The 12,612-nt window shown below is 59.5% G+C and carries 11 protein-coding genes; 9 read left to right on the top strand and 2 right to left on the bottom strand.

Features of this window, described 5'->3' with window-relative positions; genetic code table 11:
- Positions 1–32 precede the first annotated feature (32 nt).
- The 9 genes from ACUIAD_RS06660 to hemH all read left to right on the top strand — a co-directional run bounded on the left by ACUIAD_RS06660 (position 33) and on the right by hemH (position 9,084).
- Complete coding sequence (locus ACUIAD_RS06660) at positions 33–1,061, top strand: shikimate dehydrogenase family protein (protein ID WP_445343125.1); 1,029 nt, start codon at positions 33–35, stop codon at positions 1,059–1,061.
- Between the two features lie 2 nt (positions 1,062–1,063).
- Positions 1,064–1,957 carry an RNase adapter RapZ gene (gene rapZ / locus ACUIAD_RS06655; protein WP_110452297.1) on the top strand — a complete coding sequence of 298 codons (894 nt, stop codon included), beginning with the start codon at positions 1,064–1,066 and terminating at the stop codon, positions 1,955–1,957.
- 120 nt (positions 1,958–2,077) lie between these two features.
- Positions 2,078–3,037, top strand: coding sequence for a DNA-binding protein WhiA (gene whiA, locus ACUIAD_RS06650; protein ID WP_110452102.1), 960 nt, complete (start codon positions 2,078–2,080; stop codon positions 3,035–3,037).
- Between the two features lie 79 nt (positions 3,038–3,116).
- Positions 3,117–4,313: a phosphoglycerate kinase gene (locus ACUIAD_RS06645; RefSeq protein ID WP_445343124.1), complete on the top strand. Its 1,197-nt coding sequence runs from the start codon at positions 3,117–3,119 to the stop codon at positions 4,311–4,313.
- Positions 4,314–4,405: 92 nt separating this feature from the next.
- The gene (gene tpiA, locus ACUIAD_RS06640; RefSeq protein WP_445343123.1) at positions 4,406–5,188 is read left to right on the top strand and encodes a triose-phosphate isomerase; all 783 of its coding nucleotides are present in this window, start codon (positions 4,406–4,408) and stop codon (positions 5,186–5,188) included.
- A 60-nt stretch (positions 5,189–5,248) separates the two neighbouring features.
- The gene (gene secG / locus ACUIAD_RS06635; protein ID WP_110452099.1) at positions 5,249–5,497 is read left to right on the top strand and encodes a preprotein translocase subunit SecG; all 249 of its coding nucleotides are present in this window, start codon (positions 5,249–5,251) and stop codon (positions 5,495–5,497) included.
- A 510-nt stretch (positions 5,498–6,007) separates the two neighbouring features.
- Entirely contained in the window at positions 6,008–6,766 is a 759-nt protein-coding gene (hemQ, locus tag ACUIAD_RS06630) for a hydrogen peroxide-dependent heme synthase (protein WP_445343122.1), read from the top strand.
- Positions 6,767–6,770: 4 nt separating this feature from the next.
- Positions 6,771–8,168: an MFS transporter gene (locus ACUIAD_RS06625; protein ID WP_110452097.1), complete on the top strand. Its 1,398-nt coding sequence runs from the start codon at positions 6,771–6,773 to the stop codon at positions 8,166–8,168.
- A complete protein-coding gene (gene hemH, locus ACUIAD_RS06620; RefSeq protein ID WP_445343121.1) occupies positions 8,161–9,084 on the top strand; it encodes a ferrochelatase in 924 nt (307 codons plus the stop codon). Before ACUIAD_RS06625 ends, hemH begins: the two co-directional genes overlap by 8 nt.
- A gap of 98 nt (positions 9,085–9,182) precedes the next feature.
- Here the strand turns inward: hemH and tal are convergent, their stop codons facing one another.
- A complete protein-coding gene (gene tal / locus ACUIAD_RS06615; protein WP_110452095.1) occupies positions 9,183–10,292 on the bottom strand; it encodes a transaldolase in 1,110 nt (369 codons plus the stop codon).
- A gap of 158 nt (positions 10,293–10,450) precedes the next feature.
- Positions 10,451–12,553 (bottom strand): transketolase, encoded by a 2,103-nt coding sequence (gene tkt, locus ACUIAD_RS06610; protein WP_445343120.1) that lies wholly within the window; start codon positions 12,551–12,553, stop codon positions 10,451–10,453.
- Between the last annotated feature and the right edge of the window lie 59 nt (positions 12,554–12,612).

Here is a 12,612-nt window from a genome sequence, read left to right as displayed (position 1 = left end):
GCCCTGATCTTGATTGGTGCGTGATTGCAGATATGAATGGGCCTGATCGCCGTTGTGCCGTCCTGGGCGACCCCATCAGCCATTCCCTTTCGCCCCTCTTGCATGGCTCAGCCTATGCCGCACTGGGCCTAGACGGCTGGCACTATGACCGAGTGCGCGTGGATATTGACGGCCTGGCGGACTTTATCCACAGCCTTGACCTGTCATGGGCCGGTCTGAGTCTAACCATGCCCCTGAAGAAGGCTGTCGGCTCCTTAGGCGCTTTTCGTGATTACTGGTCTAGAACCTTGGGGGTGGCCAACACGGCAGTCTTTGAGCAGGGTGGCCCTGCTAACGGGCTGTCCCTATACAACACAGACGTGGAGGGGATTGTGGCGGCACTTTTGGAAGCTGTCGACCGCTGCCGGGCCGACGGAGACCCTGACGATCTGGCTGCCCTGCTCGAGGCTGCCGGGCAGGGCCGACAGGACCAGCTTCCCCGCAAACCGTATGGGGGAGCGCGGGCCTTGGTCATCGGCAACGGGAACACAGCCGAGTCCGCCTTCTGCGCCTTGAAGGTGCTGGGGGTCAAACGTGTAGACCTGCTCGTCCGCAACCCGGAGCACTGCGACCACATGCTGGACCTCGCCTCCCGGCTGGACCTGCCCACTCCGGTCGTCGTCGCGATGGATCAGGGCGAAAAAGCGAAAGGAGCCCTGTCCAAGGCCGATATTGTCGTCTCAACCCTGCCTTCGGGTGCGGCCGATCCTCTAGCCGATCTGCTCAGTACAGCTGAGACCAGAGAAGCCAGGGCTTCTGGTGTCAAAGCTATCGACGAAAGACCCGCCAATGGAAAAGAGGCCAATGCCGATGAACGTTTCGGCCCGGTCCTGCTGGATGTGGTCTATGACCCCCGGATCACGCCGCTCATGGGGGTCTTTTGCGGCATCCCAGGTGCACGGGCCATCAGTGGTGAGCGAATGCTGCTCTATCAAGCTGTGCGCCAGGTGGCACTGATGACCGACCGACCTTTGGCTGCTGTTCCGGCGGCTGCAATGGACCGAGCCTTGAGGGAGGCATGACCATGACTACGGAGAAACCGCCCTTCGCAGGCTTCGAGGTGCTGCTGATCACAGGCATGTCAGGCGCAGGCCGTTCACGAGCCGCTGATTCAATGGAAGACATGGGCTGGTATGTAGTCGACAACATGCCCCCGCGCCTGCTGGTGCCTCTGGTCGACATGATGACCTCAGCTGGAAGTTCACTGCACCGCTTGGCTGCTGTTATCGATGTCCGCTCCCGCTCCTACTTCGACGATCTGTCGGCCGTGCTCAGCCATCTGGATGACCTGGGTGTGCGTTGCCGCATCCTCTTCCTGGATGCCTCAGACCAGGTTCTGGTCAAGCGCTATGAGTCCGTCCGCCGGCCCCACCCCCTGCAAGGCTCGGGTCGCCTGATCGATGGCATCCGCGAGGAGCGCGGGTTGCTGAGCAGTCTCAAAGAGCGTGCCGACATGGTCATCGACACCTCCAATCTGAGCATCCATCAGCTTTCCACCCGCCTCTATGAAATGGTCCTGGGCTCCGGCCCGACCACCGTGGGCGTGCACATCATGAGCTTCGGATTCAAGTACGGGCTGCCCATCGATGCCGACTTCGTTGCGGATGTACGCTTCCTGCCCAACCCTTACTGGATCCCCGAGCTGCGCGACCTGAACGGCCATGACAGCCCGGTCCGCGACTATGTGATGGCCAGCAAGGGCGCCAAGGAGTTTCTGGATGCCTATACCACCGCCATTCTGACTGCGCTCAGCGGCTATGCGCGTGAGGACAAGCACTATGTGACCATTGCCTTTGGTTGCACTGGCGGACAGCACCGCTCAGTGGCCATGGCCGACGCTCTGGCCGCCCATTTGCGGTCCCGGGGAATGGAGGTGACGGTCTCAGCCCGTGAGCTTCCGCACCGTCCACGTAGATAGCCAAAGGCGCAATTTGTCCAATGTGTTCGATATCACAGTAATCCGGTGGTCGCCACGGCAGGTGTGTCGTGCGGCCAAAAAGTATTCATTTTTCAGTATTTTTTCGTAGGAGGACGGCTCTTGGCCCTACTTGATGATGTCAAAAGCGAGCTGGCCGCGATTGACAACGAACCCCCCTCTGCCAAGAAAGCGCAATCTGCGGCTATGATTCGCTTCGGCGGCGGCTTGCACATCATTCAGCGTCACATTGTGGTGGAAGCGCAATTCGACTCACTGCCAGCAGCGCAGTGGTTGCAGAACACCATCAGGGACGTTTACGGTCATGATTCCGATCTGATCCAAGTCAAGCGGCAGGCCCCCACCGGCAACCTGACCCGTTACTCGGTCCGCGTGCTGAAGGCAGGCGGCGCCCTGGCCCTGCAGACCGGCCTGCTGGACCGTCGCAAGCATCCGGTCCGAGGCCTGCCCGCCGACGTCGTCTCCGGCAACATCGCCCAGGTCAAAGCCGCCTGGCGTGGAGCCTTCCTAGCCCACGGCGAGCTGTCCGATCCGGGCAAAGCCTCATACCTGGAGATCATCTGCCCCGGATCCGAAGCAGCGCTGGCCCTTGTGGGAGCCGCACGCCGGCTAGGCATCAACGCCAAGGCCCGCCAGGTACGCAGCTCCGAACGTGTAACTCTGCGCGATCCGGACGTTATCGAACGCATGCTCAACCTGATGGGTGCTCCCAAGTGTTCCAGAGAGTGGACCGGCAAGCGCAGCGACGGGGAATCTCGCGGCAAGGCCAACCGCCTGGCCAACTTCGACGATGCCAATATGCGCCGCTCCGCCAAGGCCGCCGTCGAGGCCAGCGCCAAGGTCACCAAGGCTTTTCAGATTCTCGGCGACGACATCCCTGAGAATCTGCGAGCAGCCGGCCAGCTTCGTTTGGACCACAGGGAGGCCTCGCTTGAGGAGCTGGGTCGTCTGGCCGATCCGCCAGTCACCAAGGATGCCATCGCCGGACGCATCCGCCGTCTGCTGCAGCTGGCTACCAAGGTGGAAAAAAAGAAGGCCGAGGAGCTCGCTAAACAAGAGTGAGATATCTCACACAAGTCGGTCTGTCTGAGTACCATGGCAGGAAAGCGGGCGCATGGACCCGCAGTCAGAAAGGATACGCATGAAAACACTGAAGAGCCTCGGTGATCTCAAGGGCAAGCGCGTGCTCGTCCGCGCGGACTTCAATGTGCCGCTGGACGGCACAACTATTACGGACGACGGCCGCATCCGTGCCGCCTTGCCGACCATCGAGCAGCTTCGTGACCAGGGCGCCAAAGTCATCCTCTTGGCCCACCTGGGTCGCCCCAAGGGCAAGGTCGTTCCCGAGCTCAGCCTGGCTCCCGTGGCTGCTCGTCTGGGCGAGCTGCTGGGCGTGCAGGTTCCTCTGGCCGAAGACACCTACGGTCCTGATGCCCATGCCAAGGTGGCCGCCATGAACGATGGCGATGTGGTTCTGCTGCAGAACGTGCGCTACAACCCCGAAGAGACCAGTAAGGACGAGGCCGAGCGTGATGCCTATGCACGCAAAATCGCCGATCTGGGCGATGCCTTCGTCTCTGACGGTTTCGGCGTGGTCCACCGCGCCCAGGGCTCCAACTACTCAGTGGCTAAGTTCCTGCCCTCCGCCGCTGGCCTGTTGGTCGAGAAGGAGGTCAAGGCCCTGTCCAAGGCGACCGAGAACCCCGACCGGCCTTTCACTGTGGTTCTGGGCGGATCCAAGGTCTCCGACAAACTGGGCGTCATCGAGAATCTGCTGAGCAAGGCCGACCGTCTGGTCATTGGCGGCGGCATGGTCTTCACCTTCCTCAAGGCTGAGGGCTATGAGGTCGGATCTTCCCTGCTGGAGGAGGATCAGGTCGACACCGTCAAGGGCTACATCACCACGGCCCGCGAGAAGGGCGTGGAGCTGGTCCTGCCTGACGACATTGTGGTGGCTGACGAGTTCAAGGCGGATTCCCCTCACCAAGTGGTTCCTGCTGAGGACATCCCCGCAGACAAGATGGGTCTGGACATCGGTCCTGACTCCCAGAAGCTCTTCCACGACAAGATCGTGGATTCCAGGACCGTGGTCTGGAACGGCCCCATGGGCGTCTTCGAGTTCCCCGCCTTCGCTGATGGCACCCGTGCTGTGGCCCAGGGCCTGATTGATGCCACCAAGGCCGGAGCCTTCACCATCGTCGGTGGCGGCGACTCAGCCTCGGCCGTGCGCAACCTTGGCTTCCCCGAGGACGGATTCTCGCACATCTCCACCGGCGGCGGTGCCTCTCTGGAGTTCCTTGAGGGCAAGGAGCTTCCGGGCCTAAAGGTACTGGAGTAAAATCAGCAAGCAGACAGGCTATGCCGGGTCACCGAATTTTGCAGCCGGAGGCCCGGCATTGCTGTTGTAATACGCAGATGGAAAGGTCCAGTATGGCACGCATCCCCCTGGTGGCCGGCAATTGGAAGATGAACTTCGACCACCTGGAAGCCACCTATTTCGTGCAGAAGCTGGCCTGGCTCCTGCGCGACGCTCACTTCGACCAAAGACGTTGTCAGGTGGCTTTGATGCCTGCCTTCACTGCTTTGCGTTCCGTCCAGGTGCTCGTAGAAGCCGATAACCTGCCCATAGAATATGGAGCCCAGGCTGTCTCCGTTACTGCTCAAGGGGCTTTTACCGGAGATGTATCCGCCGACATGCTGGCCCAGCTGGGCTGCAGCTACGTCATCGTAGGCCATTCCGAGCGGCGCAAGTACCATCCAGAGGACGACGCCAACATCGTCGATCAGGTTCGTGCTGTTCTGGCGGCAGGCATGAAGCCCATCCTCTGCGTTGGTGAGAGTTACGAGGAGCGCCGCCAAGGCATTCAGCTGGACTTCGCTGTTGGCCAGGTCAATGATGTTATTCGTGACCTGGCCAAGGAAGACATGGACAACCTGATCGTGGCCTACGAGCCGGTCTGGGCCATCGGCACCGGCATGGTAGCCACCCCTGATACAGCCCAGCAGGCAGCCTGGGCCATCCGCAACCATATCACCGGCAAATTCGGAAAGCCAGCGGGCCAGGCCGTGCGCATTCTCTACGGCGGTTCGGTCACCTCCAAAAATGCCGCACAGATGATCAGCCAGCCGGATGTAGACGGTTTTCTGGTGGGCGGTGCCTCCCTGGAGGTGGAGGAGTTCGCTCGAATCGTGCGGCTGACTGCCAAGGGCTGATGCGTTTTTCGCCAGGTGTCTGTATACTTGTTCCCAGTTCCTTACATGGAGGTATGTGCCGTGACCATTGTCAAGATAGCGCTTGAAATCGTCGTCATCATCACCAGCATTCTGTTGACCCTGCTGATCCTGATGCACAAAGGCAAGGGCGGCGGCCTGTCCGACATGTTTGGCAGTGGAATCGGTTCCAACGCGGGCACCTCCGGTGTAGCTGAGAAGAACCTGAACCGGCTGACTATCATCGTGGCCTTGATCTGGGTGGCTATCATTATCGCCTTGGATCTTATTTCCAAGTACAAGCTAGCCTGATTCCATCAGCGAATGCTTGGCCCCGGCATCGACCGGGGTTTTCCATGTTGAGGTGACTTTCTCATAGCTGTTGGTCATGCCGACCTGTCAGCGCCGTTTATCTCCTGCTTTGTCTTGTCGCTTTGCTTCGGTGATTTAGAGGCGAGAGCCTGATGTTCCTCCGCCTTCTTCCATGATGCGCAGCAAACCGTCCTTGTGGGTGTGCACCCTTTCATCAGCAGGTTTGTTCAGCAGAGCATTTGAGCTATTGCACGGCTTGAGCCAACTTGATTAGTCAAATTTACTGAAATTAATTTCCGCTGGTGTCTGAAGCTGATATATGCAGAACCCGTTTGCTTCCTTGACAGCACAAGCTCATAGCCCTTGACTGTTACCACAATATGTCTTTCACCCTGTACCTAATAATGCAACGACTCAGCCTTTTGACCTATAAAGTGAGAAAGGATGTGCCAAGAGAACGGCACATCACACAATGCCGTGCAAGCTAAAAGCAAACGAAAGGATGCGCTCATGGCTGAGCAAGCTGCACCGAGCCTGGAGGGCTGGTTCTGCCTTCACCTCTTCTGGAAAATCAATTGGGCCAAATGGCGCCGAGTGCCGGAGGGCGAACGCCGGGAATGCCTGGATGAGTTCAGGGCCCTTGCCACACAGCTGGACGCAGTCCAGTTCCAGGGCCGGGGGAGCCACTACTGGTGTCAGGTCAATGGACAAAAGGCGGATCTGGGTTTGATGGTCCTCAGGGAGACCCTGGATCAGCTGCAAGAGGTAGAGACCGACCTGGAAAAGCTGTCTCTGTCTGATTACCTGGAGCCAACCATATCCTATGTGTCGGTCACTGAGGTGGGCCTCTACTCGGGCGAGCCGACCACGGATCGCGGCTGGTCCTATGTCAATGCCAGTCTTCACCCTAAGACGCCAGACAAGCCCTACATCTGCTTCTATCCAATGTCGAAGACCCGCGTCCCAGGTGCCAACTGGTACACGCTGCCCTACGACCAGCGCAAGACCTATATGCACGACCATGGCAAGATCGGTCGTTCCTACGCCGGCAAGGTCTCCATCATCCTGACAGGCTCCATCGGCCTGGACGATTACGAGTGGGGAGTCACCCTGTTCGCCGACGATCCGGTCGATTTCAAGAAGATCGTCACCGAGATGCGCTACCTCGAAGCCAGCTCCATCTACGGCGAATTCCCCTACTTCCTAGTGGGCACCCAGGCCAATCCTGAGCACATTGACAAGCTGTTCATGGACGGGTTGGGACAGTAACGACATGTCGACAAAAGAGAGAAAATCGATCCTTTCCACGCCTATATGGTTCTTCATGGTCATCGTCTTCATCACCCAGCTGGATGGGGGAGCGGTGCCGACCATGCTGCCGTCCATCACCAGGACCTTCAACCTGACCACTATGGGCTCTTCCTGGGTGGTAGGCCTCTACACCCTAGGCTTGGTGGTGGGTACCCCTATCACCTCCAACCTCTCCGATGCCCACGGGACCAGGAAGGTCTTCCTCTGGGAGCTGGCTTTCTGGTTTGTTGGATGCCTGATGACGGCGATTTCGCCCAACTATGCGGTCATGCTATTGGGCCGGTTCGTGCAATCTCTGGGAGACAGCGGCATCATGGTCCTGTCCATGAACGTTCTCCTACAGCGCGCCCGCAGGAACAACCAGGGCAGAAAGGTCTCCACGGTGGGCATCATCGCCGGTCTTTCCGCCATGGTCAGCCCGGTTCTTTCGGGCATGCTCCTGGGTATCACCCACGGATGGCGGGCCTATTACTACATGATGCTGCCCTTCCTTGCCATCCTGTTCATCCTGGCCTGGTTCATGATGGGCGACTCCCAGACCGGCCAGGCCTGGAAGACCGACTACCTGGGTCTAAGCTCCTTCAGCATCACCCTGGCCCTGCTGATGGTGGCCATTACCTTCCTCCAGTACGGGGCAGCCTACCTACCCCTGATCATCGGATGCCTCCTAGTTGCACTAGTGGCTGGCTCGGTATTCCTAGTGCATGAGCACAGCCTGGGTGGCTCCAAGGAGACCTTGCCCTTCCTGCCCATCCGTCTGCTGAAGCTGCCATCCTATGGGCTCACTCTGCTGTTGGGAACGCTGGGAGGCATGCTCTTCTCCCTCTTCGTCTATATCCCAACCTATGTCCATTCCGTTTTCGGTCTCCAGGTCCGTTTGGCCGGCATGGTCATGGTCGGCGTCGGTCTAGGTTCCGTGGTCGGATCCTGGCTGGGCGGGCTCCTAGTCGACAAGTTCGGCTATCGGACCACGCTCGTCTTCTCCTCTTCGCTGATAGGACTGATGGCCCTGGTGATCACCCTGACCCTGCACAACCTGCAGCTCTTCATGGTTCTATCTTTCCTAATGGGAGTCGGCATGGGCTCGATGATGTCCTCGCCGCTCCAGGTCATCGCCGGAAGGCTGGCCGGACCTGAGAACCGTATGCAAGCCATTGGCGGATTGTCCGCCTGCAAGAAGATAGGCATCACCATAGCTCCCCTCCTCTTCGCCTCAGCCATTGAACTGGGCAAGGTGGATGGAAAGGCTGGGCTGACCTCCTACAGGAACATGTTCCTGGTGGTCATCGTCATAGCCCTGGTCAATGTCGGCCTGACATACTGCATTCCATTTTCACAGAAAGAAGTTGCCGATGACTGAACCTACTGCAATCCTCCTGATGGCTTACGGCACTCCATACCAGGAGTCTGACATCAAGGGGTACTACACCAACATCCGCCACGGGCAGGAGCCGCCCAAACCGCTGATGGACCAGTTGGTCGGCCGCTACAAGGCCATCGGTCTGCCCTCGCCCCTAGCCAGGATCACCAGGGCCCAGCGCGACGGTCTCCAGGCCGCGCTAGACAATGCACATCCTGGCGCCTACAAGGTCTACCAAGGGCTGAAGTACATCGCCCCCTTCATAAGGGATGCGGTCGACCAGATTGCCGCAGATGGCATCACCAGGGTGATTGGCCTGCCTCTGGCCCCGCAGTACTCATCCTACTCGAGCGAGGACTACCATAACCGCGCACGCAAGGCCATCGAGGCCCATCCAGACATGGAATACCTGCCGGTGCGTTCTTGGTGGAACCACCAGGAGCTGATCCACTTCTGGAGCGATCAGCTGGTGGCCAAGAGGGAGCTGACCGACCGGCCGGATACCAAGGTGATCTTCAGCGCTCACTCCCTGCCCCTGCGCATCATCCAGGGAGGAGACCCCTACAAGGATGAGGTCATTGGCCTAACCAATGCCGTGGCTCAGGCCGCTGGCCTCAATGAGGATCAGTACGTGCTTGCCTGGCAGTCGGCAGGTCGCACCGAGGAGCCTTGGATCGGCCCTGATTTCGTCACCGTGGCCAAAGATCTGATTACCAAGAGCGGCATGCAGACCATCGTCTCCGCTTCCATCGGCTTCATTGCCGATAACCTGGAGATCTGCTATGACGTCGATCTGGAGCTGGCCAAGGCCATCCAGTCCTCCGGCGGCACCCTGACCAGACTGAACATGCCCAATGACAGCCCTGCCCTGATCGCTGCCCTGGAGCATGTGGTCGAGGAGACTCAGGCGGAGTAGTCATACATCTGCTGGAAGTAAAGATATGAATTGTGCCCCGCCCGGTTCAAACCGGGCGGGGCACAATTCATTAGTTGCAACGACTCTCAGTCAGGAGCTCAGCCGTTAACGCGGTCGATGCCCTTCTGCACATCAGAAAGGACCGAATCCCATGAGTTGATGAAGGCGGCAACGCCATCGGCCTCCAGCTTGTCGGTCACGTCTTTGATGTTGATGCCCAGATCAGCCAGCTTCTGCATGATCTGGTGGCTCTCCTCATAGGTGCCCTCGATGGAGGGGGCGCCGTTGCCATGAGCCGCAAGGGCCTCAAGGGTCTTCTCAGGCATGGTGTTGACGACCTGAGGGGCCACCAGCTCGTCCACGTACTTGCAATCGGAGTAGGCAGCATTCTTGGTGCCGGTGGAAGCCCAGAGAGGACGCTGACGCTTGGCGCCCTTGGCTTCCAGATCGGCCCAACGAGGATCCTTGTCGAAGGCCTTCTCGAAGAGCTCGTAGGCCAGGCGGGCGTTGGCCACGGCGGCCTTGCCCTCTAGAGACTTGGCCTCGTCAGACCCGTTGGCCTCCAGGAGCTTGTCAACCGCAGTGTCCACGCGGGACACGAAGAAGGAGGCGACCGAGCCGATGCGCTTGAGGTCTTTGCCGTTCTTATCGGCCTGGGCGATGCCCTCGATGAAGGCGTCGATGACCTGTTGGTAGCGTTCAAGAGAGAAAATCAGAGTAACGTTGACCGAGATGCCCTTGGCCAGAGTGGCCGTAATGGCAGGCAGACCCTCCAGAGTAGCAGGGATCTTGATGAAGGCATTGGGTCGGTCGACCTTGTTCCAAAGCTCTTCGGCCTGCTTTTCGGTCTCTTCGGTGTTGTGGGCCAGACGAGGATCAACCTCGATGGAGACGCGTCCGTCCACGTAATCGGTCTTCTCGGCAACCTCACGGAAAATGTCGGTGGCGTTGCGCACGTCAGTGGTAGTCAGCTCGCGAACGGCCTCCTCGACGGGTATGCGGCCAAGCTGCTTGAGCTGTTCGTCATAGGGACCAACCTGGCTCAGGGCCTTCTGGAAGATTGAGGGGTTGGTAGTCACACCCACCACATTGCGCTCGGCGATCAGCTGTTGCAGATTGCCTGACTCAATGCGGGTACGGCTCAGATCGTCCAGCCAGATCGAGACACCGGAATCGCTGGTGCGCTGGGTGTTTGCATTTTCTGCCATCTTGTCACTCCTTATTTGGGTTCCCGATGGGATCTCATTCACTATGCACTACCGGGAAGTCTGTTGCTGTATTCCCGCAGGAACGCGTTTCGGGCGTTCCTGCGGGAGGGGAGGGGCCGGCTGCCACGGTCGGTCCCTGTTTGATCACGATGCCGGGTTCAGCGGGCCAAGCGGACTTCTTCCATGGAGGCCTGTGCTGCTTCTACCACATGATCAGCGGTGATGCCCAGGTCGCGCATGTTCTCGTCGCCGCTGCCCTGCAGGCCGAACTGCTCGATGGATACGGGCTTGCCGTAGCTTCCCAGGTACTTGTACCAAGGCGTGGCCAGTCCGGCCTCAACGGAGACGCGGGCCTTGACGGAGGCAGGCAGAATGGCTTCCTTGTAGTCGTCGTCCTGCTCTTCGAACCACTCAAGCGAGGGCATTGAGATGACACGGGCTTTGATGCCCTGCTCAGCCAGAGTCTTGGAGGCTACCACAGCGTGTTGCACCTCGGAGCCGGTAGCCATGATCAACACATCAGGCTGGCCTTCGGTGTCGACCAGCACGTATGCGCCCTTGCGTACACCCTCACGGGCCTTGGCCTTGGTCTCTTCCAGGGTGGGCACGCCCTGCCTGGTCAGGATCATGGCTGTGGGGTGGGTATTGTCCTTCTCGAAGAAGGCGCGGTAGGCTTCAGCAGTCTCGTACTGATCGGCCGGGCGCACGACCTCCATCTGAGGGATGGCACGCACGGCAGTCAGATGCTCGATAGGCTGGTGGGTGGGTCCGTCTTCGCCCAGGGCTACGGAATCGTGAGTCCACACATATAGGTTAGGAATGTCCATGAGGGCGGCCAGACGCACCGAAGGGCGCTCATAGTCGCTGAATTGGAAGAAGGTCCCATTGAAGGGCCTGGTGTCCGAACCCAGCAGGATGCCGTTGGTGATGGCGCCCATGGCGAACTCTCGCACGCCGAAGTGCAGCTGGCGACCGTACTTGTTGGCCTTGGGCCACTGAACGGTCTCATCAGCCTCAGGAGCGAAGGAGACCGCACCATTGATGTTGGTGTTGTTGGAGCCACCCAGATCGGCGGATCCTCCCCAGAGCTCGGGCATAATGGGTGCCAGGGCATTGATGACCGCGCCGGAGGCCTTGCGGGTAGCTACCTTGGAGCCAGGCTCGAAGCCAGCCTCCAGGTCGTCGATTGCCTTGTCGAATCCCTCGGGCAGCTTGCCGGCATGGATGCGGTCGTAAAGGGCAGCTTTGTCGGGATTGGCCTTGCGCCAGGTCTGATACTTCTCGTCCCAGGCCTTGTGGGCGGCCAGGCCGCGTTGGGCAACCTCGCGGGCGTGGGCCAGGGCCTCCTCGTCCACCTGGAAGCTCTGCTCCGGGTCATAGCCCAAGGTCTTCTTCAGGGCGGCTACGGCCTCCGCGCCCAAGGCTGAGCCGTGGGCCGAAGGATCGTTGGTCTTGCCGGGGGTGGGCCAGGCCATCAGGGTATCCACCTTGATGAACTTTGGTCGATCGGTGACCTGCTCGGCCTTTTCCAGAACTGCAGCCAGACCCTCGACATCCTCCTTGTAGGAGCCGTCGGGCTGGATGAAGCTGAACTCATCGGTGTACCAGCCGTAGGCCTGGTAGCGCTTGAGGATGTCCTCGCCCAGTGAGATGCGGGTGTCGCCCTCGATCTGGATATGATTGGCATCGAAGATGACGGTCAGGTTACCCAGACGCTGGTCTCCCGCCAGAGAGCTGGCCTCGGAGGAGACGCCCTCCTCGACGTCGCCCTCGCCGCAGATAACCCAGACCTTATGGTCGAAAGGAGACTGTCCGGCAGGAGCATCCGGATCCAGCAGACCGCGCTGATAGCGCTGGCCATAGGCGAAGCCCACAGCGGAAGCCAGACCCTGACCCAGCGGGCCGGTGGTCATCTCGATCCCGGGGGTCAGACCGTACTCGGGATGGCCTGGGGTTCTTGTACCAGCGGTGCGGAAGTGCTTCAGATCGTCGATGGTCAGACCGTACCCAGAGAAGTAGAGCTGTACGTATTGGGTCAAAGAAGCGTGGCCGCCGGAAAGAATGAACCGATCACGTCCCGCCCAGTCGGGATCGTTGGGATCATGCCGAATGAAGTGCTGGTAGAGCGCATAAGCTATGGGCGCCAGTGAAATAGGGGAGCCGGGGTGGCCGCTTCCGGCCTTTTCGACTGCGTCAGCCGAGAGGACCTTGGCCATCTTGACAGCGCGCTCATCTAGTTCGGACCATGTGAAATCTGTCATATGATGCTGCTTTCCTTCCAATCTAGAAGTCTTCATGTTCGACTTGTGTCAAAAATGTT

Source organism: Bifidobacterium sp. ESL0819, assembly GCF_052606245.1.
Note: the sequence above shows the minus strand (reverse complement) of the source record. Positions and strands in the feature narration are given on the sequence as shown.

What these genes read in the sequence shown, in the direction of transcription:
- ACUIAD_RS06660 (WP_445343125.1), top strand. Translation starts at nt 33, where the DNA reads ATGAATGGGCCTGATCGCCGTTGTGCCGTCCTGGGCGACCCCATCAGC.
- rapZ (WP_110452297.1), top strand. Translation starts at nt 1,064, where the DNA reads ATGACTACGGAGAAACCGCCCTTCGCAGGCTTCGAGGTGCTGCTGATC.
- ACUIAD_RS06645 (WP_445343124.1), top strand. Translation starts at nt 3,117, where the DNA reads ATGAAAACACTGAAGAGCCTCGGTGATCTCAAGGGCAAGCGCGTGCTC.
- tpiA (WP_445343123.1), top strand. Translation starts at nt 4,406, where the DNA reads ATGGCACGCATCCCCCTGGTGGCCGGCAATTGGAAGATGAACTTCGAC.
- hemQ (WP_445343122.1), top strand. Translation starts at nt 6,008, where the DNA reads ATGGCTGAGCAAGCTGCACCGAGCCTGGAGGGCTGGTTCTGCCTTCAC.
- ACUIAD_RS06625 (WP_110452097.1), top strand. Translation starts at nt 6,771, where the DNA reads ATGTCGACAAAAGAGAGAAAATCGATCCTTTCCACGCCTATATGGTTC.
- hemH (WP_445343121.1), top strand. Translation starts at nt 8,161, where the DNA reads ATGACTGAACCTACTGCAATCCTCCTGATGGCTTACGGCACTCCATAC.
- tal (WP_110452095.1), bottom strand. Translation starts at nt 10,292, where the DNA reads ATGGCAGAAAATGCAAACACCCAGCGCACCAGCGATTCCGGTGTCTCG.
- tkt (WP_445343120.1), bottom strand. Translation starts at nt 12,553, where the DNA reads ATGACAGATTTCACATGGTCCGAACTAGATGAGCGCGCTGTCAAGATG.